This is a genomic window from Rhodococcus sp. WWJCD1 (assembly GCF_002258735.1).
Lineage (GTDB): Bacteria > Actinomycetota > Actinomycetes > Mycobacteriales > Mycobacteriaceae > Rhodococcoides.
Map to the genome: position 1 here is coordinate 44,676 of NZ_NOXY01000021.1, position 21,878 is coordinate 66,553.

The window sequence follows — 21,878 nt, forward strand, 5'->3', positions numbered from 1 at the left end:
CTCACCACCACGGGCCGAGGACTTCTTCGATTGCCTCGGCGATTACTCGCCGAATCCCCGTTAGCCTGGGTCGATGCATCGCCTAGCCCTCCGTACGCAACGCCGCGAACCGGCATGGTCGGTGTCGTGACGCCCAGAGTTGCTTCGGGCTATCGGGCGGGTCTGCGTTCCTCGACCAACGCCGCCGCCTCGGCCGACTACGTCACCGACATCTCCTACACGGAGTACGGCTCGGCGGCGTGCACCCTCGGGGTCGCGTCGGACAACACCGTCTTTCTCGCCCCTGCATTCACCGTCGACGGGATCGGTGTGTTGCGGTCGTCGGACTTCGGAAAGTCATGGCGCGCATCGGTTCCGGAGGGCATGCAGAACGGTGGACGTCGGCCGTACCTGTACTTCGACGATGTCGACGACCGACTGTTTCTCCATGCCGGCACATTCGGCGCGGCACCGCAGCGCCTGTTTCGGACGGGATTCGCTCTCGGGGTCAGTGACGACCGAGGTGAGACCTGGCGCATCCGAAAGGTGGCGTCCAAAGCCAGAACGAACGCGAAAATCTTTGCCGGCCCACGTAATTCGAGCAGTACGAGGGTGACGTACCTGTCTGCTCCGACGCCGTTCGTACTACGTGTACGACCGCTGATCAACGTGACCCGTCAGGTGATCTGGCGGTCCTACGACGGCGGCGTGAAGTGGGAAGTGGCCGGCGGATTCGACATCGATCCGAAGAACATCCCCGGTCTACCGAGCCGCGAGTACGTCACGTTCGGCAAGGGCGTCGTCGGCCCGGATGGAACGGTCTACATCGGCGGCCGTTACGGTCGACGGTTCGCCGTGGCAGTCAGTCACGACGAGGGTCTGACCTGGGATGTCCGCATGGTCCCCGGGTCGGCACTGGCGCGGTACCACAACCCACTGCATTTTCTGCTGCGCGGTTCGCGCTATCGGCTGCCGGAGTCGACGGCCGTCGACGACGAGGGCAACGTCTACGTGGTGTGGCCGGACCGCGACGGAGTGCTCCATGCCGCCTGGTCCTTCGACGGAACGGTGACCTGGTCGAGGCCGGTGGTCGTCTCCGCGCCCGGAGTGCGCGATGCCCGCCTCGCCGCCATCACCGCCACCGGGTCCGGGCGAGTGGGCATCGCCTATTACGGGCGTGAGCGAGGGCGCGCATTCCACGGGTTCATCGCACAGTGTCGTGACTTTCGCACCGGCCGCCCGGTGTTCGTCGGCGGCAAGTACAACGAACCCGACGCACCACTGTTTCCGCACGGCTTCCGCGGTGGCGTCAAGGATTTCGCGTTGGGACGCTCACTCGACGACATCGTTCGGGTGCACTTCGCCCCCAACGGTGACCTGCTCACGGGAGCCGCGATGCAGATGCGAGGAAGGAACCGGCAGCGTCCCTGGGCGGTGCGCTCGGAACGCACCGAGATGCAGGCAGTAGTGGGGAGGCTGGGCCGAGCAGTCGGAGCATGAGCAGCGAAAGGCCCTGCAGCGCACGCGCTGCAGGGCCTTCGCTTTCGATATCAGGCGACGTTGACCAGACCCACGGTGGGGAAGAAGAAGCAGCTCTTGTCGGCGCCGTCGATTCCCTTGTGGTTCACCGTGCCGAACACCGCCGCAAGGACGGTTCCCGATCCGGTTTCCACGGGCACGGCGCGCGCACCGGCAGCGGGCAATGCATTGAGTGCGTTGACCACGAGAGGCCGGGCCAATTCCTTCAACTCTGCCGGGATGCCGGAGTTGTCGAGGATCGACTGGGCGAGAGTGGTGGCCAGCCCACCGAAGTCGGCGAAGCCGCCCTGCAGGGTGTTGACGTTGAACCACGCCACCTGCATGCCGGACTTGTCGGCCGAGTCGTTCACGATGCCGGCCGGAACGAATGCGAACATCGTCTCGCCCTTGTTCACCGCGTTGAGTTCGGGCACGGCGATGGAGGGCAGGCCGGGCAGAGTGGCGATCGGCGGCACGGTCAGCTGGGGCCACGGTCCGCCGGCGCCACCGGCGACGCCCGGGACGATGCCGAGGGGTGAGGCACCCGTCGCCGCGCAGTTGACGGCCGCAGTCGGGTAGAAGAACGGGGTGATGCCGAAATCGGTCAACGCCTTGTTGGCTGCGTTCAGCGCGGCGAACGGATCGGTGCTCGCATCCTCGGCGACCGGGGTGCGTGAGTCGGCGATGGCATTCGCGGCCTCGAGAGATGCACCGCCCTGACCCTGCAGTGCGGCAATTGCCTGAGCCAGCGGATCTACCGGTGCCGGCTCCGCTGTCGCGGTAGCGGGGACTGCGAGCAATGCTGCGCAGGAGAGCGCGAGCGCGCCCGCCAGACGGCTGAGGCGTCGAGACATGTGTGACTCCTGTGACTGATGTGGCTTATGTTGCGGTTGCGCTGATATCAACACACATCATCTCGACGTCACAAGTTCTGTCGGAATCCGTTGTTCAATCGAGACGGTCCGATCGAGACTGTCCACGAACGGATCAGCCCACGTCGATGCCGAAGTCCCGAACGATTCCTTCCAGGCCCGATGCGTAGCCCTGGCCGATGGCGCGGAATTTCCATTCGGCACCGCGGCGGTAGAGCTCACCGAACACCATGGCGGTTTCGGTGGAGGCATCCTCGCTGAGGTCGAAGCGGGCGAGTTCGCGTCCGTCGGACTTGTCGACGACGCGGATGAAGGCGTTGACGACCTGACCGAAGTTCTGCCCCAGCGCGTCTGCGTTGTGAATGGACACCGGAAAGACGATGGAGTCGACCTCCGGGGTCAGGGCCACCAGGTCCACATCGATGCTCTCGTCGTCGCCCTCGCCTTCACCGGTGCGGTTGTCGCCGGTGTGCTCGATGGCACCGTCGGGGGAGCGCAGGTTGTTGTAGAAGACGAAGTAGAGGTCGCTCAGCGCCTTCTTGGTGGTGCCGAGGCCGATGGCGCTGGCATCGAGATCGAAGTCGCCGCCCGTGGTTGCACGGACGTCCCAGCCCAGTCCGACGGAGACAGCGGTCAGGTTCGGTGCTTCCTTCGTCAGTGAGACATTTCCACCCTTGGCGAGAGTTACGCCCATGTCCATCCACTCCTTCGCAGGTTCGTCCGTGCATCGTCGTACCCACCCTATTCATGCCTGCCGTCGCGGTGCCCGAGTTGCCGGTGTGAACCACGGGAGGAGCGTGAGGGGTGTGAACAGTGGGGCTGGCGGTACCGATGGGTTTGTGGTGGGATACGACAAAAGATCACAAATTATCAGTGGTGGTGCAGTTCTGTGAGTAGGCGCGCCGCGGCGATCGATCGAACGATGGAGATTTCTGTGCAGGTTTCGCGACGTGAACTGTTCAAATACGCCGCCGCAGGGTCCGCTGCCGCCGTCGGTCTGGTTGCGCTGGGGACGGCGACCGCGCACGCGGACGCCGGACTGGGAACACTCGTCGACTATTCGGGCGGGGTGCCGTCGGCCTCGGCGATCAAGCAGGCCGGTCACCTCGGGGCGGTGCGGTACGTCTCCGATCGCAGACCCGACGCGAACTGGATGATCGGCAAGCCGATGCGTAAGTCCGAGGCCGACTCGCTGACCTCAGCCGGACTGGAGGTGGTCTCGAACTACCAGTTCGGAAAAGGAGCGACGTCGGATTGGCGCGGTGGGTACGCAGCGGGGGTGAAGCATGCCAAGCGCGGCCTCGAACTCCACACAGCTGCCGGAGGTCCCGCGGACCGCCCGATCTACGCGTCGATCGACGACAATCCTTCCGCGGTGGAGTTCGCGACTCTGATCGCGCCGTACATCCTGGGTTGGCAGTCGGTGATCGGGGCCGAGAACACCGGCATCTATGCCAATTCGCCCACCATTGAATTGGCCTCGGTAGCCGGTCTCGGCCAGTGGTATTGGCAGCACAATTGGGGGACACCCAAGGGCTTCGTTCACCCGGCGGCGCATATTCATCAGATCCGAATCGACAAGGATTCTGTCGGCGGAGTCAAAGTGGACATCAACAATATTCTCAAAGCCGATTACGGGCAGTGGTCGAAATCCGCCGCCGATATCACCTGAATTACATCGATGTAATTCCACGGTGTTTGTTGCATTCCATTATGTAAGTCGACTGTCCGAAACATCTTCGAAAGGATTTCGCCCCCGGCTGACGAGCAGCCGGGGGCGAAATGCGTCGTGCGCAGGAACTACGGAACGTAGACCGTTCCGATGGTGGGCAGGAAGGTGCAGCTGCGGGGAGCGGCCGCGGGATCTTCCTTCGACTGCGTGGTGATCGAGCCGGAGACCACCGACAGAACGCGTCCGGGACCGGTATCGGCAATGGCCGACAACGTAGCCGGGCCGTCGGCGTTGATCTTCGCCGCGCCGGTCAGGTCCTGTGTTCCCGAGCGGCGGTTGTCGATGTTGAGCCAGGTGACGGTGAGCGGAGCCGACTGCTCGGCGGCGATGGGGGCGGTGCCGAGCGCAGTGAACACGAAACCTGCCTGGCCCGCGGCCGGTCCGGGAGGAGGCAACGTGGCCGGGCCCGGTACGGCGAGAGCAGTTCCGACGGAATCGGCGGTGTCGGAGATGCACCCCTTGCCGAGCGTCGGGTAGAGGAATTGAGCGATGGCCGGTCCGTCGGCGGGCAGTTCCGGACCACCGCCGCCTGATCCGTCCAGGAAGGTGATGACGGACTCGAGCAGCGACTTGACCTGCTCTGGCAGCTGCGCCGTTTCGAGCAGAGCGCGAGCCTGGCTCAGCAGATCTGCGGCCGGAGCGGCTCCGACATCGGCGGGTCCAGCGGCAGCACCGACGATCGCGGGCGCGAACGAGGCGAGCGCCTCGATGTCGGCCAGGTTGGGCATGGGCTCACCGGGAGCGGGAAGGAACTGAGCGATCAATGCGGCGGGATCGGCCGGTGCAGCAGGCAGATCGGCGGGCGCCATGGGCACCAGAGGCTGCGCGGATGCGCTGGTCGGCACGACGAGTGCGGCGGCTGCTGCAACGGCAAATGCCGTCACTACGCGACGCGTTCCGCGGGTACGAAGCACGGTGATAATCCCCATTCTGATCATGACGCGGGCTCCGGCGACAGCCGGTGCTCGAGGGGTCACTCTATGTAGCGCGATCCCCGATGTACAGCCGTTGACGTCGAACCCTCCCCGTCGCAACTGTGCCAGGGCAGTCTATGTGGTCCACGCTGCGAATTCTCCGCAGGGACAAACAATAGCCTGTTACTGGAGTTATCAGTGTTAAAGGTGATGCAAATGTTACTCGTCTACCCACGTGGTTAGGGAAGGCCTGTGACGACCTATAAGCTTCGTTATCGATATACAGCACCGATACCGAACGGAACCGCACGCACAGTGAACCGACTCGTTCGGCTGGCCCCCGTTCTGTTGGCGATGTCGGTGATCAGCCGCTTCGTCTGGGCCTTCGTGACACCGAACGGCATGAACCTCGTCGATCTGCACGTGTACGTAGAGGGCTCGGCGGCGCTGCTGGGCGACAACCTGTACGACTACACCTACTCGGTGCAGACCCCGGACTTTCCGCTTCCGTTCACGTACCCACCGTTCGCAGCCCTGGTGTTCTTCCCACTGCATTACCTGCCGTTCACGGTGGTCGGCGTCGTCTGGCAGGCCGCGACCATGGCCGCGTTGTTCGCGGTGGTTCGGCTGGCGCTGTCGATGGTGCTGGGTGACGGGCGTGCCGCAGAACCGCGCTGGGTGCGGATCGCGATGCTGTGGACCGCGCTGGGGCTGTGGTCCGAACCCGTACGGACAACTCTCGACTACGGCCAGGTCAACGTTTTCCTGGTGCTGCTGGCGCTACTGGCCGTACGCAGCTCGCGGTGGTGGGTCGCAGGCGGCCTGGTCGGCTTCGCCGCGGGAATCAAGCTGACCCCGGCCATCACCGGCCTGTACTTCCTGGCCACGCGCAGGTGGAAGGCCGCAGCATTCTCGGCCGTGGCCTTCGCTCTGACGGTCGCGGTCAGTTACGCGGTGCTCGGGCATCAGGCCGCCACCTACTTCACCACGTTGCTCGGCGACGCCGACCGCATCGGGCCCGTCGGTTCGGTCTGGAATCAGTCTCTGCGCGGAGCGCTGAGCCGGATCGTGGGCGAGGACGTCGGCCAGGGCCCGCTGTGGATCGCCGCCGCAGTGATCGCCACGGTCCTTGCCGTGTCGGCATGGCGAGCACTCGATCGCCGCGACTACCTGGGAACCCTTGTCATCGTCCAACTCCTCGGCCTGTTGGTGTCGCCCATCTCGTGGTCGCACCACTGGATCTGGGTGATTCCGATGGTGATCTGGCTGGTGCACGGTCCACTGCGCAACATCGCCGGTGCCAAGCTCGTCGCGGGATACTGGCTGGTGACGGTCACGGTGGGGGTGCCGTGGTTGCTGAGCTTCTTCCAGGAATCGATCTGGACCATCCCTCGTCCCGGGTTCGAGGCATGGGCGGGTGCCGTCGATGTGATCGGCTCTGCTCTCTTCCTCGGCTGGGTCGTCTATGCGGGACGCATCAGTGCGCGATCAGCTCGTCGATCCGACGCGCCAGATCCACATCCTTCTGCGTGAGACCGCCGGCAGAGTGCGTCGAGAGCGTGAAGGTGAGCGTCCGCCACCTGATGTCGATATCGGGGTGATGGTCCGCCTCCTCCGCGGCGTCGGCCACGCGGTTCACCGCCTCGATGGCTGCTGGGAACGAGCCCAGTTCGACGGTTCGCGTCAGGGATTTTTCCACCACCGTCCAGTCGGTGAGCCGGGCGTCCTCGATGTCGCGGTCGGTCAGCAGTTCGGTCATAGAAAGATGGTGGCATGTCCGGTACCCCTACCGCCGTGGTTGTCGCTGCCGCGTTGATCGAGAACGGCCGACTCCTGCTCGCGCAACGAACCCGTCCGCCGGAGCTGGCCGGCCGCTGGGAACTGCCGGGCGGCAAGGTGGAGCCGGGGGAGTCCGAGGACGCAGCGCTCGCGCGTGAGCTTCGCGAGGAATTGGGAGTCGAGTGCTCCATCGGTGCCGCGCTGAACGGCGATGTCGATCTCCCCGGCGGACTGGTGCTTCGCACCTACCGCGCGGCGCTCGTCTCGGGAACCCCTGCGGCGCTGGAACATTCGGCTCTGCGGTGGGTGGACGCCGAGACGCTGCCGACGATGGATCTGGTCGATGCCGACCGACTCTGGCTACCCGAGCTCCTGGACATCCTGCTCACTTCGCCCGAGCGGTCTTCAGGCCCTTCTTGAGGTCTTTCTTGGTTGCACCCGCCGATTCGAGCTTCTTCATTCGCATGATGACGACCGGGCATTTGATGCACCGAACCTTCTTGCGGCAGCATTTTTTCTTGGGCTTCATCCCCGAGACATCTGCGGCCTTTATCTTGCCCATGAGCACCAAGACTAATGGGTGGCGCAGGTCACAGACCTGAGGGTGGCGCGGGGCACGGTCGAACTACGGGTAAACTCGATCAGTCGCGAGAACCTCGCGGTGCAGCGCGCTTCTCTAGCGACATAAGCCCGCTAGCGAACAAGAGCCCGCATTCGACTCCAGGAGAATTTTTCGCGTGAGCGCCCCAAGCAGTGCAGACAACATCGACAGCACCACTACATTTCGCAACGTCGCCATCGTTGCACACGTCGACCATGGCAAGACCACCCTGGTCGACGCCATGCTTCGGCAGTCCGGCGCGTTCGAGGAACGTGCCGAAGCGATCGACCGCGTCATGGACTCGGGTGACCTCGAAAAAGAAAAAGGCATCACGATCCTGGCCAAGAACACGGCCGTTCACAAGCGCAATGCCGACGGCACCATCACCGTCATCAACGTGATCGACACCCCCGGCCACGCCGACTTCGGCGGAGAGGTCGAGCGCGGCCTGTCCATGGTCGACGGCGTCGTCCTTCTCGTCGACGCATCGGAGGGCCCGCTGCCGCAGACCCGTTTCGTGCTGCGCAAGGCGCTCGCCGCGTCGTTGCCGGTGATCCTGGTCGTGAACAAGACCGACCGTCCCGACGCGCGTATCGAAGAGGTCGTCTCGGAGAGCCACGACCTGCTTCTCGATCTGGCGTCAGATCTCGACGACGAAGCGTCCGAGGCAGCCGAGCTCGCACTCGACCTCCCCGTCCTCTACGCCTCCGGTCGTGAGGGCAAGGCCTCGAAGGTCCAGCCCCAGAACGGACACGCTCCCGACGCCGAGAACCTCGACGAGCTGTTCGAGGTTCTGCTCAGCTACGTTCCAGCGCCCAAGGGCAACGTCGACGCGCCACTGCAGGCGCACGTCACCAACCTCGACGCATCTGCGTTCCTCGGCCGTCTCGCCCTGGTCCGCATCCACAACGGTCAGCTCTCCAAGGGCCAGACCGTGAGCTGGATGCGTGAGGTCGACGGCGAGCCCGTCGTCCAGAAGGCCAAGATCACCGAGCTGCTCAACACGATCGGCGTCGAGCGCGTTCCCGGCGAGAAGGGTGTCGCAGGAGACATCGTCGCCGTCGCGGGCTTCCCGGACATCATGATCGGTGACACGCTCGCCGACCTGGAGAACCCGGTCGCTCTCCCGCGTATCACCGTCGACCAGCCCGCCATCTCGGTCACCATCGGCACCAACACGAGCCCGCTCGTCGGACGCGTCAGCGGCCACAAGCTCACCTCGCGCATGGTCAAGAGCCGCCTCGATCAGGAGCTCATCGGCAACGTCTCGCTCAAGGTCCTCGACATCGGTCGCCCCGATGCCTGGGAGGTTCAGGGTCGTGGCGAGCTCGCACTCGCCATCCTCGTCGAGCAGATGCGTCGTGAAGGCTTCGAGCTCACTGTCGGCAAGCCCCAGGTGGTCACCCAGCAGGTCGACGGCAAGCTGCACGAGCCCTTCGAAGAGCTCATGGTCGACACACCGGAGGAGTACCTCGGTGCCGTCACTCAGCTGCTCGCCGCACGCAAGGGCAAAATGGTCCAGATGACGAACCACGGCGCAGGCTGGGTTCGCATGGAATTCATCGTTCCCTCTCGTGGCCTGATCGGCTTCCGCACCGAGTTCCTCACGGACACTCGCGGTACCGGCATCGCCAACGCCGTCTTCCACGGCTACGCGCCGTGGGCCGGCGAGATCCGCGCCCGCCACACCGGTTCGCTCGTCTCGGACCGTCACGGCACCGTCACCCCGTTCGCGATGATCCAGCTGGCCGACCGCGGCACGTTCTTCGTCGAGCCGGGCGCAGACACCTACGAGGGAATGGTCGTGGGCATCAACCCGCGTCAGGAAGACCTCGACATCAACGTCACCCGCGAGAAGAAGCTGACCAACATGCGTCAGTCCTCGGCAGACGTCATGGAGACCCTGGCCAAGCCCAAGAAGCTGGACCTGGAAATGGCCATGGAGTTCTGTGCAGGCGACGAGTGCGTCGAGGTGACCCCCGAGGTCGTCCGCGTCCGCAAGGTGCACCTCGATTCCAACGAGCGCGCCCGTGAGCGTTCACGCAGCAAGACTCGCGACAAGGCTGCTCTGTAAGACTCATCTCGTGCGGGAGAAGCGACGTGTCACTTTTGTGGGGCGTCGCTTCTCCTGTACCGGTAGCCGATCACGAAGGAGATCCTCGTTGCGCAACGTGCTGATGCCGGCGGTTCTGGTTTCTGCCATCGCACTGGTACTCACTGCGTGCACCGCGGATCCGCCACCTCCCATCGAGAGCGTGGAGACGCCGGTCAGCACGACGATGGTTCCGGCCAAGACCGGTGATCCGGTGGTCGTCGCCATCGACGACGTCGGAATCGGATTCAACCCGCACTTGCTGGCAGACCAATCGCCCGCAACGGCCGCGGTGAGTTCCCTGGTGCTACCCAGCCCGTTTCGGCCGATTCGAAACGCCGACACCGGGGTGACCACCTGGGAACCCGACCTGTCGCTGATGATCTCGGCCGAGGTGACCTCGCAGTCGCCGTTCACCATTCGTTATCAGCTGCGCAACGAGGCGCAGTGGTCCGACAGCGCACCGATCGCCGCCGAGGATTTCCGCTACCTGTGGCAGCAGATGATCACCCAACCCGGTGTGGTCGATTCCGCCGGGTATGCCCTGATCAGCGACGTCGCATCCTCGGGCGGTGGCAAGACGGTCGACGTGACTCTCGAATCGCCGTACCCGGCGTGGCAGCGCTTGTTCACGGACCTGGTGCCCTCGCACTTGCTCAAGGACTCGCCCGGCGGTTTCCAAGGTGGTCTCACCGACAACGTGCCGGTCTCCGGATCCCGGTTCAACATCAAAACCGTCGACCAGGGTCGTGACGAGATTCTGCTCGAGCGCAACGACCGCTTCTGGGGCGAGCCCGCGTCGCCCGATCAGATCCTCATCCGCCGCGGCGGTACCCCCGCGCAACTGGCCGATTCTCTGCGGTCGGCCGACGCCCAGATCGCCCAGGTTCGTGGTGACGCGGCCTTGCGAGCCCAGCTCTCGGCAATTCCCGGCGTCCGCACCGACACGATCCGGCAATCACGGGTGCTGTCGATGACGGTCAACGGGCGAGCGGCCAATATGTCGGATTCCATTGTGCGTCAGGGTATTTTCGGCTTGCTCGATCCCAATCTGCTCGCCACCGTCGGGGCAGGTGGTGGCGCGACGGATCGTCGAGCTGCAGCGCAGCTCCTCTCTCCCTCCGACCCCGGATACACCGCGACGTCGCCCGCTCCCATCGGCAGAACCGCGGCCCTCGACCTGCTGCGACGCGCGGGCTTCGTTCCGACGCCCGACGCGGTGGTGACATCGACACCGAATGCAACCGCACCGACCACTGCAACCGCGCCGACGTCAACCGCCCCGGCAACCGGTACCCCGACCGCCGACCCGGCGACCACGAGTGCTCCGGTTCCGGGGGTGACCCGTCTTGCCGACGCGACCGGTACCGCGTTGCGGTTCGTGATCGGCGCCGTCGAGAACGACGACATCGCGCTCGCTGTCGCGGGGACGGCTGCGGACGAGCTCGTCAGCGCAGGAATCGATGCGACCGTCACCCCACTGCCCGCCGACGAGTTGTATTCGACGGCGTTGACCGAGGGCACCGTCGATGCGGTGGTGGGCTGGAACAGCGCAGGAGTGGACCCGGCGACGGCGCTCGCATCACGGTTCGGCTGTGTCCAGGAGCCTGCAGCAGGCAGCGGCGACCGCGCGGCGGCCCCGCGAAATCTGTCCGGCCTGTGTGTTCCCGAACTCGGGCCGACCATCGACAGGGCTCTCGTGAACGGACTCGATCCGTCCGTCGCCACCAACGACGTCGAGCCCAAGCTGTGGTCGCTGGCGTCGACGCTGCCGATCATGCAGGACTCGTCGGTGGTGGCCGCAGTTCCCGGCATCACCGGCGTCTCCCTGACCGGCCCGATCGAGGTCGGCATCTTCGCCGACGCCGCGCAGTGGATACGGACGCCCTCGTGACCGATCGCCGCGGCGACACCGCGACCAATGACGAAGTGAGCACTGGATCGATGACAGAAGCAGTGACGGAGCAGGCGATGACGGAGCCGCAGCGGCTGCTTCTCGTGCACGCGCATCCGGACGACGAGACCATCACCACCGGCGGCACCATTGCCCACTACGTTCGCGCCGGGGCCGACGTCACGGTACTCACCTGCTCGCTCGGCGAGGAGGGCGAGGTGATCGGCGAGACGTGGGCCGATCTGGTCGTCGATCGTGCCGATCAGCTGGGCGGCTATCGGATTCTCGAATTGCACCGTGCTCTCGCGGCGCTGGGCTGCAATCCGCCGCGCTTTCTCGGCGGAGCCGGCCGCTGGCGGGATTCCGGAATGGCCGGGACGTCTGCTGCCCGCAAGCCGCGTGCGTTCGTCAACGCGGACCGCGACGAGGCTCTCGGAGCGCTCGTGGCGGTGATGCGTGAGCTTCGGCCGCAGGTCGTCATCGGATACGACCCCGAGGGCGGTTACGGCCATCCCGATCATCAGCAGGTGCACTCGTTGGTGACCGAGGCCGTGGAGGTCTGCGGAACGGATTCCTACCCCCGGGCCGGGTCGCCATGGGAGGTGTCGAAGTTCTACTGGACCGTCACCGGTCAGGACCAACTGCAGTCGGGACTCGCCGCGATCGACGACATTCCGGCCGGATGGCGACTGCCCCTCGACGGTGAGCTACCCAGCGTGCCCGAGAGCACGATCACGACCAGCATCGACATTCGCGGTGTGCTCGACGCCAAGCGGGACGCGTTGCGCGCACACGCCACTCAGGTGACCGTCGCACCGTCGGGACGTGACTACGCACTCTCCAACGACATCGCCCAGCCGATCCTGCTGGACGAGCAGTACGTGCTGGTTCGGGGCACACTCGGCGTCGATGGGACGGGCAGGGAGACCGACCTGTTCGCCGGCGTACTAGGCTGTGCTTCGCATCACTGAATGACCACAGGGTCGATCTCATCACAGCAGGGGCGGAACACATATGTACAACTGGGTAGTGCAGGACGCCATCGTCGCGTTCGTCGATTCTCTCAAGCCGCAGTTCGGCGCGCAGGCAGATCTGTACCAGTACGTTCTGGGTCAGATCGCCATGGGTGCGAGCAACTTGCTCACCTCGCTGGGCTATCCGCCGGTTTCCTGAGTGCCGGTGCCCGGTTTTTGAATGCGATGCACTGAAACAACCCGGGTCAAGGCAGTATTGGGCGCATGATCTCGAAGGCCGCATCCAATACTGTCGCCCTGGTGTCCTGGGCGACCGTCGCAGTACTGGTATTCGACGGCTTTCTCTCCGGAATTCTGTCGGTCTTTTTCTTGCCGACCTACCTCGGTTCGGTGCAATTCCCCATCAGCGCACTACTCGGCGGCATCGCCAACGTCGCGCTGATCCTGGCCGCGCGTAAGGTTGCCGAGCGGTCGATCTGGGTGGCGTCACCCCTGATCGGTTGGTTCGTCGCGGTGGTGCTGTGCATGCTGGGCGGCCCGGGCAACGATGTGCTGCTGCTCGCCGACTGGCGCACGATGCTGCTCATCATTGCAGGGGCGGGCCCGGCCGGTGTTCTGCTGTTCACGTTCCGGATGAAGGCGATCACAGCAAGCGTGCATGCCGACCCGCATCCCGAAGGACATCCTCGATCATCGTCGGCGTCAACAGTCCGGTGAAGGTGTTTCGCTGACTGACGTGGTAGCTGGCGAACACCGTGATCGAGCCCAGCTCCAGTCGAACTCCATGGCCGAATTTCGGTGCAGGCCTGGGTATTTCCCATCCGTTGGCGGCCAGTATCGGAAGCAGGGACTGCCAGCCGAAGGCGCCGAGAACGAGCACCGATCGCAACGTCGGACGAAGCAACCGCAGTTCGTCTTCCAACCACGGTGTGCACCTGTCTCGTTCGGCCGGAGTCGGCTTGTTCTGCGGCGGCGCGCAATGCACCGGGGCCGTGATGCGAACTCCGTTGAGCGTCAACCCGTCGCCGATATGTGTCGCGGTGGGTTGGCTTGCCAGCCCGACGGCATGCATGGCTCGGTACAGCACGTCACCACTTCGATCGCCGGTGAACATTCGGCCGGTGCGGTTCGCCCCGTGTGCCGCCGGAGCGAGCCCAACTATCAGCATCGCTGCATCGGCCGGTCCGAACCCGGGAACCGCCTTGCCCCAATAAGTTTCGTCCGAAAATGCCGCACGCTTCTCGGCGGCGACCTGTTCGCGCCACCGCACCAGGCGCGGGCAGGCGCGACATTGCGATACCGCGATGTCGAGTTGTTCGATGCTCTGCGGGCGTGCCTTCTTCATAGCGGGTCAGGTGCGCTGCAGCCAGATGTCTCCGGCTCCCGGGGTGACGGCGTCGATCATGGCCCACGCGTTCTCCACCGGGATGTCGATCACCTCGTAGTGGCCGACGCCTGCCGGAGTTGCCGCGACGATGGTCGCCACCCCGGCGCGGCGCTGGAAGAACGTCTGCCGCACCGTCCAGCCGATGATGCCCGCGGCCTCGAGGCTGTGCCGAGTTCTGTCCAGCGAGCCGTGTTGGGTGATGAGCCAGCCGGGCAGCACTGCATGGCCGAGGCCTCGGTAGCGATCGTGAGCCAGGCCGACCGCGGCGACGAACAACACCCCGATCGCCGTCCACGCGAGGATCGGAATCGGCGCGCCGAAATACTGCGCAGCTCCCAGGCCGGCGGCGACGACCAGCAGCGGCAGCGCTGCCCGGGTGTAACGGCGACGTCGCGCTGCGGGGCCGTGTTGCAGCAGTGGCCGGTCGGCGCCGCCATGCAGACCGGCGTCGCCGAGCACCGTTGTCATCATGCGTAGAGCCTCGGCCTGCGGGGCCTGGGGGAGCAGCAGAGACGATTCCTTCTTCTCGGCGCTGACACCGGTCATGATGGCGTCCAGGCGGGCACCGCTGACAGCACGCAGCAGCAGCGGTTGCGACAGGGAGGTGCCGCGCAGCCGCTTCCGGTCGAGTGTCGACTGACGGGTGCGGAGCAGTCCGTGGCTGACGTGCAAGGTGCGACCCTGGTCGGTGACAGTGAGATTGGCGTAGGTCAACAGGTAGCGGACACACGCGAAGATGCTCGACACGACGAGCAGGGCGATCAGGGCTACGACGACGAACACGGCGATTCCGAATTGCTCGGCGGAGTCGATGCTGTTCGAGACCACCGACGACTCGGCCAGCGTCTGCCCCAGTCCGTACTGGAACAGCACGCCGACGGCAGCGGCGATGGTGACGATGCCGGTGATCGAGAACGGGGCGAATCGCACCCACGAGAACTGCCAGTGGGCAATCTCCACTTCGGGATTCGGTGCTGCGGTGGGGGTACCGTCGGCTGCCGGAATCTGTCCCGACACTCGCTGCAGCAGATCGACACGCAGTGCGGGGACCAGGGAGGTGTCGAGGGCGTTGAGCTCGAAGGCCTCGCCCTTGCCCGCCTGCTGGCCGGTTCCGATCCGCAGGATCGACAATCCGAGCATCCGGTGCAGCACGTTCGCTTCCACGTCGACCGAACGAATCCTGTTGCGCGGGATGGACAGAACCTTCTTCTGCAGCACTCCGGTGCGCAGTTGCACATGTACCGGGCCGATCCGGTAGCTGGTGGTGAACCAGCGCAGAATTGCGAACACCACCACGACCGCGAGGATGCCGAGACTCCAGTAGTGATTACCGCTCTGGCTGCCGACGAAGAAGGACAACAGCAGCACCGGCAGGATCTTGATGCCCTCGTTCACCGGGTGCACCAACAACATTCGCTTGTCCAGGCGTAGCCACGGTTGCTCTTCCTCGACGGCGAGGAGCTCCTGATCTGTCACGTGGCGTCTCCGACGGTGCGGCCGGCGATATCGGTGAGTCTGGCCACTGTCTTGTCTGCGACGTCTCGATCGAGTGCCGTGATCTTCACTGCTCCGGCCGACGACGCCGTCGTGACGGTGACCGTGGCCAATCCGAGCAGCCGGTCGAGTGGTCCGCGCTCGGTGTCGACCGTTTGTACTCGCGAGATCGGCGCGATGCGGCGCTCCTGACTGAGCCAGCCGGTGCGGGTGTACACCGCCGTGTCGCTGATCTCCCAACGATGGACGCGGTACCTCCACTGCGGCACGATCGCGATGTGCAGGGCCGCCAGCACTATCGATGCCACAAGGACGGCGACATGCGGCCACGAGGTCCACGTCGAGTCGACGACGGCCCAGACGATCTGGGCGACGAAGACCGGTAGCCACAGCAGACCGGCACTCAGAGCCCAGAGAAGACGTGCACGTGGAGACGGTTGCCACTGGGGGTCGGTCATCGTTGTCACGGCTACAAACCTAGTGGTGTCTTTTGGTATCCACCACCCCGAGTCGGAGTGGGGGCGGCAGCCCGAAGACCCTGCAGTGGCACGGGCGTACCGGGAAGGCGCATGATCGAGGGGTGACTTCTCTACCGGATCCCGTACCAGCCCCCTCTGCGATGCGACGAGTGTTGCGTCGTGCCCGCGATGGAGTGTCTCTCAACGTCGACGAGGCCACGGTACTGCTGCACGCTCGCGGTGACGATCTGACCGATCTGATGGCGTCGGCGTCCCGGGTACGCGATGCCGGGCTCGAATCCGCGGGCCGGCCGAAGACGGTGTCGTACTCCCGCAAGGTATTCGTACCCATCACGCGGTTGTGCCGCGACAAGTGCCACTACTGCACGTTCGTCACGGTGCCGGGCAAGCTCAACGCCGCCGGGCACGGGATGTTCATGGACCCCGACGAGATCATCGACGTCGCCCGCAAGGGTGCCGCGCTCGGATGCAAGGAAGCGCTGTTCACTCTCGGCGACCGACCGGAGGAGCGGTGGCCCGAGGCCAAGGCGTGGCTCGATTCCCGCGGCTACGACTCGACCTTGGACTACGTGCGGGCCATGTCGATCCGGGTACTCGAAGAGACCGGCTTGCTACCGCACCTCAACCCGGGAGTGATGTCGTGGCAGGAACTCTCGCGACTCAAGCCGGTCGCCCCGTCGATGGGCATGATGCTCGAGACCACCTCGCGTCGGTTGTTCGAGGAGAAGGGGCAGGCGCACTACGGCAGCCCTGACAAGGATCCCGAGGTTCGGCTGCGCACCCTGACCGACGCGGGCCGGCTCAATATCCCGTTCACCACCGGCATTCTGGTGGGCATCGGCGAGACGTTGCGCGACCGCGCCGAGTCGATCATGGCAATTCGCAAGGTGCACAAGTCTTTCGGACACGTTCAGGAAATTATCGTGCAGAACTTCCTGGCCAAGTCCGATACCGCGATGCGGTCGGTGCCCGACGCCGGTCTCGAAGAATTCCTGGCGACCATCGCGGTGACGCGCATGGTGCTGGGCCCCTCGATGCGGATTCAGGCTCCGCCGAATCTGGTCGCACCGGAAGAGACTGCCGCGTTGCTGGGGGCAGGGGTCGACGATTGGGGCGGGGTCTCGCCCCTGACGCCCGATCACGTCAATCCCGAGCGGCCGTGGCCGAACCTCGACACTCTCGCCGAGCTGTCGGCAACGGCCGGATACCGGTTGGTCGAGCGCACCGCCGCGCAGCCGCAGTACGTTCTCGCCGGTGCACCGTGGATCGATCCGCGGATCTCGGCGCACGTGCGGGCGGTGGCCGATCCGGAGACCGGCATGGCTCGCGAGGGTGTGAACCCGACGGGTCTGCCGTGGCAGGAGCCGGACGAGGAGTGGGAGTCCTCGGGTCGGGTGGATCTGAACACCGAGATCGACACCCAGGGCCGCAACACCGAGACCCGCTCGGATCTGGCGAATGCGTTCGGCGACTGGGAATCGATCCGCGAGCAGGTCCGTGATCTCGCCGGGCTCGAGCGGGTGGACCGCGACCTGGTCTCAGCGCTGACGGCAGCGGAGAAGGACCCGGCCGGATTGTCCGACGAGCAGTACCTCGCGCTGGCCACAGCCGAGGGCCCGGGAATGGATGCCGTCGCTGCGCTCGCCGACGATCTGCGCAAGCAGGTCAACGGGGACACCGTCACCTACGTGGTGAACCGGAACATCAACTTCACCAACATCTGCTACACCGGGTGCCGTTTCTGTGCGTTCGCGCAGCGCAAGGGCGACGCCGACGCGTTCACCCTGTCCACCGCAGAGGTAGCCGATCGGGCGTGGGAAGCGCATGTCGTCGGAGCCACCGAGGTGTGCATGCAGGGCGGAATCGACCCCGAACTGCCGGTGACGGGATATGCCGATCTGGTACGGGCGGTCAAGGCCAAGGTGCCCTCGATGCACGTGCATGCGTTCTCGCCGATGGAGATCGTCAACGGGGCCTCGCGCGGTGGTCAGTCGATCCGCGAGTGGCTCACCGAGCTCCGGGCCGCCGGCCTGGACTCGATTCCGGGTACCGCCGCGGAAATCCTCGACGACGAGGTCCGCTGGGTGCTCACCAAGGGCAAGCTTCCTGCCGCCGAGTGGATCGAAGTGATCACCACCGCGCACGAGGTGGGGCTGCGGTCGAGCTCGACGATGATGTACGGGCACGTCGACAACCCGTCGCACTGGGTCGGTCACCTGAACGTGCTCAAGAAGATCCAGGACAAGACCGGTGGATTCACCGAGTTCGTGCCGCTGCCGTTCGTGCACCAGTCCTCACCGTTGTATCTGGCCGGGGCGTCGCGGCCAGGTCCGACGAACCGGGACAACCGCGCGGTGCATGCTCTGGGCAGGATCATGCTGCACGGCCGGATCGACAACATCCAGACATCGTGGGTGAAATTGGGAATCACGGGTACACAGGCGATGCTGAACGGAGGCGCGAACGATCTGGGCGGGACCCTGATGGAAGAGACGATCTCGCGGATGGCGGGTTCGCAGAACGGTTCGGAGAAGACCGTCGCGGAACTGCACGAGATCGCCGACGGCATCGGACGACCGGTTCGTCAGCGCACCACCACGTACGGCCCGGCACCAGAGGTGTCGGTCGCCGGCCTGATCTGACCCTGGGTCCTGATTTTCGAAATGGAGCTTGTCTGACATGGACGACCGTCGAGTCGCCGCGGTGCTGAGCAGCGCCGTCGCCATCATTCATCCTGTGCTCGACATCCTTGCCACACGTGATCCGATCGGTCTCAAGGGTCGGACGTTCCGCGAGTCCTCTGCGGACGATTCGACCCTCGACAACGTCATCGACTTTCTCGCGAAAGCCTTCGACACCACCGACTTCCCGGGCACCGCCGGCTGGGAAAAGCTCGACAGCGACGCTCGTTCGCAGTGGTGGGTCAATCGCATCGGAGCTCTCAACACCGTTGCCGTCGCATTCCCCGGTGTATTCGGCATCCTGGTCAACCGTCTGCCGATCCAGGATCTGCTCGGGTTCGCCAACCAGGCGATGGTGCTCGTGGCGGTGGCCCGCGAATCCGGAGTGACCGACCGCGAGACGCACGTGGCGCTACTCGGCTCGGTGCTGTGCAAGCGCGACCTGACGTCCTTGGCCGACAGCGCTCCCGCGAAGAAGGAAGAAACCCCGAAATCCGGCCCGTTCGCACTGCTGCGCGGAATGTGGCAGATCGCCAACGTGCTGCGCGACGTTGCCGGCGAACTGGAGAAGCGCCCGCATCCCCGTGGGTTCTACCGCGTACTCGGAGCCATTCCGCTCATCGGCGGCGTCGCCGGATACCTCGGTGAGCGGGGCGCGCTCTCGCGCGCCGCCAAGCAGGGCCGCAAGTGGCTCGCGGCGCACAAGAAGGCGTCCGCACTCGGTGCAGACGTGCCCGCGAAGCAGCTGCGGCGATAGCCGTTCGGGGCAGGTGAGGCCACCCTGGTCGATTTGCCCCATGTTCGGACGGCGATACTAGGATGCTCAGGGCGCGCGAGCGCCCACGATCGATACAGGAGGGGAGAGCAGCAGTGACCTACTCGATTGCAGAACCGTGCGTAGATGTACTGGACAAAGCGTGCATCGAAGAGTGCCCGGTGGATTGCATCTACGAGGGTAACCGAATGCTGTACATCCACCCCGACGAATGCGTCGACTGCGGGGCCTGCGAGCCCGTGTGCCCCGTCGAGGCCATTTTCTACGAGGACGACGTTCCCGAGCAGTGGAGCGCCTACGTCGGTGCCAATGTCGACTTCTTCGACGACCTGGGATCTCCCGGCGGTGCCGCGAAGCTCGGCAAGACCGACTACGACCCGCCGTTCATCAAGGCTCTGCCTCCCATGGGCGAGAACTGACGCCTTGGCACGTAGAGCGGTGGCAGCGACGCTGCCCGATTTTCCCTGGGACTCGTTGACCGCTGCCAAGGAGAAGGCGTCGGCGCACCCGGACGGCATCGTCAACCTGTCGGTCGGTACGCCGGTCGATCCGGTTGCCGAGGTCATCCGCACCGCACTGAATTCGGTTGCGGGCGAACCCGGATACCCGACGACCGTCGGTACCGTTGCGCTGCGGGAGGCCGCGGTGGCTGCGCTCGAGCGCCGCTACTCGATCACCGGCATCGGGCTCGACGCGGTGCTGCCGGCCATCGGCACCAAGGAAATGATCGCCTGGTTGCCGACTCTGTTGGGTCTGGGTGCCGACGACCTGGTCGTCATCCCCGAATTGGCCTATCCCACTTACGAAGTGGGTGCTCTGCTGGCCGGCGCTCGTATTTTGCGGGCAGACGGCCTGTCGCGGCTCGGGCCGGAGCGGGCGTCGTTGGTCTTCGTCAACTCTCCGTCCAACCCGACGGGCAAGGTGCTCGGTGTCGATCACCTGCGCAAGGTCGTCGACTGGGCCCGCGAGCGCGACGCCATTGTCGTCTCCGACGAGTGCTATCTGGGACTGACCTGGGATGCTGACGCCGTGTCCGTGTTGGATCCTCGCGTGTGCGACGGCGATCATACCAATCTGCTTGCCGTGCACTCACTCTCGAAGACCTCGAACCTGGCGAGTTATCGCGCCGGCTTCGTCACCGGCGACGCGTCCCTCGTGGCCGAGTTGCTCGAGGTGCGCAAGCACGCCGGCATGATGGTGCCGCTGCCGATCCAGGCTGCCACGACCGCAGCACTGGCCGACGACGAGCACGAGAGCATTCAACGCGAGCGATACCGCGCCCGGCGAACGGTGCTCAAAGCTGCCGTCGAAGCAGCAGGATTCGCCGTCGATCATTCCGAGGCCGGGCTCTACCTGTGGGCCACTCGGGGCGAACCGTGCCGCGACACCGTCGACTGGCTCGCCGAACGCGGCATCCTCGCCGCTCCGGGAGAGTTCTACGGGCCGGGCGGCGGACAGCACGTGCGTATCGCACTGACGGCTACGGACGAGCGCATCGAGGCTGCGGCTACTCGCTTGCGCGGGTAGTCGGGTTTCTCCAGCGCGCTGAGCGTCCACAATTCGGTTCGGCGCACGGGATCCCGTTTCTCGACCCAAATTGTGGACACTCGAGTCAGTTGGCTCCGGCTCCGCCTGGGTGTTCTCATGTACGCATGACCCTCACCCTGCTGCTCAGTTTCGCCGGCGTGTGTTTTCTGTTGGCGATCCTGCCCGGGCCCGATTCGTTTCTGGTGCTGCGGTACAGCATCGGCGGCCTCAAGCCCGGGATAGCCGCGGCGATGGGCGTCGCGATCGGCGGACTGTTCTGGGCCGTGCTGGTAGCCGTTGGGCTGGCGGCGATCGTCGAGCAGTCGGCGACGGCGTATCGCGTGGTCAAGATCCTCGGCGGGCTGTATCTGCTGTACCTGGGCGTGAAGGCGTTTCGGGCACGCCGAAAGAACAAGGTGGCCGGTGAGCCGCTGGTGCCGGTCGCGGCGGCCGCATGGTCGGCGTTCGGTGCCGGAGTTCTCTCGTGCGCGCTCAATCCCAAGGTCGGACTGTTCTACCTGGCCGTGGTGCCGCAGTTCCTCACCGTGGTCACGTTCACCGGTGCAATGACGCTCGGTCTGGTCGAGGTGGTGGTGGCAGCCCTGGTGATGGGAGTGTTCTCCGTCGTCGCCTCACGCGCGGTCGCGTTGCTGCGCAAGCCCGCGGTGACCGACTGGCTGGACCGCATCAGTGCCGGATTCCTGGTCGCCCTCGGCGTCGGAACCGTCGCGTCCTCGGCCTAGCGGCGACAGCGGTCAATCGAGGTCGGGCTCGCCCACGTCCCAGCCGCCGCGTCTGATGCGCAGGATGTAGACCAGTTCATTGCTGCCGAACGCTTCGACGGTGGTGAAGCGCTTCGGCTCGGTGTTGACCTCGGGATTGCGTGCGTGGGCTTCCTCGTAGAGCTGAGTGGCTCGCAGATCGGCCAGTTCCACCCGCGTCCAGAAATCGTCCGATTGGACCGAGTAGACCAGCCTCGGCGCACCGTCGGTGACGTGCGCGATGTCGATGGCGTCGTCGTCCGAATCCTCGTCTTCGAGATCCAGGTCGAGTTCGTCCTCGGAATCGGTGTCCTGCTCGGCGTCGGTTCCGATCAGATAGACGCCCGCCTGCAGGTCACCGGCGGCGACCGTCATGTACTCGGCGTAATCGCCGGTGTCGATTCCGTCCACGTCCATGT

23 protein-coding genes are annotated in these 21,878 nt (G+C 65.2%); 14 read left to right on the top strand and 9 right to left on the bottom strand.

Features of this window, described 5'->3' with window-relative positions:
- Positions 1-126 precede the first annotated feature (126 nt).
- Positions 127-1,479 (top strand): sialidase family protein, encoded by a 1,353-nt coding sequence (locus CH286_RS15445; RefSeq protein ID WP_141215850.1) that lies wholly within the window; start codon positions 127-129, stop codon positions 1,477-1,479.
- Positions 1,480-1,529: 50 nt separating this feature from the next.
- Here the strand turns inward: CH286_RS15445 and CH286_RS15450 are convergent, their stop codons facing one another.
- Entirely contained in the window at positions 1,530-2,351 is an 822-nt protein-coding gene (locus tag CH286_RS15450; RefSeq protein WP_094609666.1) for a hypothetical protein, read from the bottom strand.
- Positions 2,352-2,484: 133 nt separating this feature from the next.
- Positions 2,485-3,063 (bottom strand): TerD family protein, encoded by a 579-nt coding sequence (locus CH286_RS15455; RefSeq protein WP_032380864.1) that lies wholly within the window; start codon positions 3,061-3,063, stop codon positions 2,485-2,487.
- Between the two features lie 228 nt (positions 3,064-3,291).
- On the opposite strand from CH286_RS15455, the gene CH286_RS15460 reads away from it, so the two are divergent.
- Complete coding sequence (locus CH286_RS15460) at positions 3,292-4,041, top strand: DUF1906 domain-containing protein (protein WP_032402990.1); 750 nt, start codon at positions 3,292-3,294, stop codon at positions 4,039-4,041.
- Positions 4,042-4,169: 128 nt separating this feature from the next.
- Here the strand turns inward: CH286_RS15460 and CH286_RS15465 are convergent, their stop codons facing one another.
- On the bottom strand, positions 4,170-5,030 hold the full coding sequence (locus CH286_RS15465) for an Rv1157c family protein (protein ID WP_094609725.1): 861 nt from the start codon (positions 5,028-5,030) through the stop codon (positions 4,170-4,172).
- 300 nt (positions 5,031-5,330) lie between these two features.
- On the opposite strand from CH286_RS15465, the gene CH286_RS15470 reads away from it, so the two are divergent.
- Entirely contained in the window at positions 5,331-6,548 is a 1,218-nt protein-coding gene (locus CH286_RS15470) for a mannosyltransferase (protein WP_094609667.1), read from the top strand.
- Here the strand turns inward: CH286_RS15470 and CH286_RS15475 are convergent.
- A complete protein-coding gene (locus tag CH286_RS15475) occupies positions 6,493-6,774 on the bottom strand; it encodes a 4a-hydroxytetrahydrobiopterin dehydratase (protein WP_032402993.1) in 282 nt (93 codons plus the stop codon). The two genes, CH286_RS15470 and CH286_RS15475, sit on opposite strands and share 56 nt — an antisense overlap.
- A gap of 14 nt (positions 6,775-6,788) precedes the next feature.
- On the opposite strand from CH286_RS15475, the gene CH286_RS15480 reads away from it, so the two are divergent.
- Positions 6,789-7,214, top strand: a complete 426-nt coding sequence (locus CH286_RS15480) for a (deoxy)nucleoside triphosphate pyrophosphohydrolase (protein ID WP_032380578.1) — start codon at positions 6,789-6,791, stop codon at positions 7,212-7,214.
- Here the strand turns inward: CH286_RS15480 and CH286_RS27860 are convergent.
- On the bottom strand, positions 7,180-7,356 hold the full coding sequence (locus CH286_RS27860) for a hypothetical protein (protein ID WP_094609726.1): 177 nt from the start codon (positions 7,354-7,356) through the stop codon (positions 7,180-7,182). The genes CH286_RS15480 and CH286_RS27860 overlap by 35 nt on opposite strands.
- 175 nt (positions 7,357-7,531) lie before the next feature.
- Here CH286_RS27860 and typA point away from each other — a divergent pair, with 175 nt between their 5' ends.
- The 5 genes from typA to CH286_RS15505 all read left to right on the top strand — a co-directional run bounded on the left by typA (position 7,532) and on the right by CH286_RS15505 (position 13,072).
- Positions 7,532-9,469, top strand: a complete 1,938-nt coding sequence (gene typA, locus CH286_RS15490) for a translational GTPase TypA (protein ID WP_032365354.1) — start codon at positions 7,532-7,534, stop codon at positions 9,467-9,469.
- Positions 9,470-9,572: 103 nt separating this feature from the next.
- The gene (locus CH286_RS15495; protein WP_094609668.1) at positions 9,573-11,381 is read left to right on the top strand and encodes an ABC transporter family substrate-binding protein; all 1,809 of its coding nucleotides are present in this window, start codon (positions 9,573-9,575) and stop codon (positions 11,379-11,381) included.
- Positions 11,382-11,458: 77 nt separating this feature from the next.
- Positions 11,459-12,352, top strand: coding sequence for an N-acetyl-1-D-myo-inositol-2-amino-2-deoxy-alpha-D-glucopyranoside deacetylase (gene mshB / locus CH286_RS15500; RefSeq protein WP_094609727.1), 894 nt, complete (start codon positions 11,459-11,461; stop codon positions 12,350-12,352).
- Positions 12,353-12,395: 43 nt separating this feature from the next.
- Positions 12,396-12,554, top strand: coding sequence for a hypothetical protein (locus tag CH286_RS27865; RefSeq protein WP_008714214.1), 159 nt, complete (start codon positions 12,396-12,398; stop codon positions 12,552-12,554).
- A gap of 65 nt (positions 12,555-12,619) precedes the next feature.
- Positions 12,620-13,072, top strand: coding sequence for a hypothetical protein (locus CH286_RS15505; protein ID WP_032380580.1), 453 nt, complete (start codon positions 12,620-12,622; stop codon positions 13,070-13,072).
- Here CH286_RS15505 and CH286_RS15510 read toward each other — a convergent pair.
- The 3 genes from CH286_RS15510 to CH286_RS15520 are packed head-to-tail and all read right to left on the bottom strand — an operon-like array spanning position 12,999 to position 15,694.
- A complete protein-coding gene (locus CH286_RS15510) occupies positions 12,999-13,700 on the bottom strand; it encodes a uracil-DNA glycosylase (protein ID WP_094609669.1) in 702 nt (233 codons plus the stop codon). The two genes, CH286_RS15505 and CH286_RS15510, sit on opposite strands and share 74 nt — an antisense overlap.
- Before the next feature lie 6 nt (positions 13,701-13,706).
- Positions 13,707-15,155, bottom strand: coding sequence for a PH domain-containing protein (locus CH286_RS15515; protein WP_255182672.1), 1,449 nt, complete (start codon positions 15,153-15,155; stop codon positions 13,707-13,709).
- A gap of 59 nt (positions 15,156-15,214) precedes the next feature.
- Positions 15,215-15,694, bottom strand: coding sequence for a PH domain-containing protein (locus tag CH286_RS15520; RefSeq protein ID WP_032402997.1), 480 nt, complete (start codon positions 15,692-15,694; stop codon positions 15,215-15,217).
- Between the two features lie 122 nt (positions 15,695-15,816).
- Here CH286_RS15520 and CH286_RS15525 point away from each other — a divergent pair, with 122 nt between their 5' ends.
- The 5 genes from CH286_RS15525 to CH286_RS15545 all read left to right on the top strand — a co-directional run bounded on the left by CH286_RS15525 (position 15,817) and on the right by CH286_RS15545 (position 21,441).
- Positions 15,817-18,357 (top strand): bifunctional FO biosynthesis protein CofGH, encoded by a 2,541-nt coding sequence (locus CH286_RS15525; RefSeq protein ID WP_170944749.1) that lies wholly within the window; start codon positions 15,817-15,819, stop codon positions 18,355-18,357.
- A 37-nt stretch (positions 18,358-18,394) separates the two neighbouring features.
- Positions 18,395-19,153 (top strand): hypothetical protein, encoded by a 759-nt coding sequence (locus CH286_RS15530; protein ID WP_094609671.1) that lies wholly within the window; start codon positions 18,395-18,397, stop codon positions 19,151-19,153.
- Positions 19,154-19,266: 113 nt separating this feature from the next.
- Positions 19,267-19,590, top strand: a complete 324-nt coding sequence (fdxA, locus tag CH286_RS15535) for a ferredoxin (RefSeq protein ID WP_008714223.1) — start codon at positions 19,267-19,269, stop codon at positions 19,588-19,590.
- A 4-nt stretch (positions 19,591-19,594) separates the two neighbouring features.
- The gene (dapC, locus tag CH286_RS15540) at positions 19,595-20,698 is read left to right on the top strand and encodes a succinyldiaminopimelate transaminase (RefSeq protein WP_094609672.1); all 1,104 of its coding nucleotides are present in this window, start codon (positions 19,595-19,597) and stop codon (positions 20,696-20,698) included.
- A gap of 125 nt (positions 20,699-20,823) precedes the next feature.
- Entirely contained in the window at positions 20,824-21,441 is a 618-nt protein-coding gene (locus CH286_RS15545; protein ID WP_032380586.1) for a LysE family translocator, read from the top strand.
- A gap of 12 nt (positions 21,442-21,453) precedes the next feature.
- On the opposite strand, the gene CH286_RS15550 is transcribed toward CH286_RS15545, so the two are convergent.
- Positions 21,454-21,876, bottom strand: a complete 423-nt coding sequence (locus tag CH286_RS15550; protein WP_032380587.1) for a hypothetical protein — start codon at positions 21,874-21,876, stop codon at positions 21,454-21,456.
- Between the last annotated feature and the right edge of the window lie 2 nt (positions 21,877-21,878).